The sequence below is a fragment of the Haladaptatus sp. R4 genome (genome assembly GCF_001625445.1).
Classification (GTDB): domain Archaea; phylum Halobacteriota; class Halobacteria; order Halobacteriales; family Haladaptataceae; genus Haladaptatus.
Window position 1 is genome coordinate 1 of the sequence record NZ_LWHG01000026.1, and the last position, 400, is coordinate 400.

Genomic DNA, 400 nt, shown 5'->3' on the forward strand with positions numbered 1-400 from the left:
CCCTCGTCGTAGGTCACCGACGCGTTCCGAATGCTCAGGATCGGGTCCGATACCTCCGTGACTGTTTCCTGTTGTTGTGACATCATGCTTAGAGCACCTCCGTGCTATCCTCGGATTCTTCCAGCGTCGTCGATTCACCCGCCAACCGAGTCCTGACACGCGGGTTGAACAAGCGGTCGAGGCCCTGCGCGAGCAGGATGAGCGAGAGGGCGATGCCCATGATCATGATCATCGGGACAATGAGCTGATACAGCGCGCTCGTGCCAACCAACGCCCCAGCTTGCTTGTACGCGTTGTTCAGGTCGACGCCCCAGTTGGGCACCGAGGTGGGCAGGATGCCCAGATAGGCCAATCCGACGGAGGTGAAGACGACGTAGCGAGCGGCGTTGGCGAAGTTGAC

At 60.2% G+C, this 400-nt stretch carries 1 pseudogene; it reads right to left on the reverse strand.

Annotated features, from left to right (window positions below):
- Nucleotides 1-88: 88 nt before the first annotated feature.
- A pseudogene (locus A4G99_RS14975) lies at nt 89-400 on the reverse strand (ABC transporter permease); the annotation flags it as partial.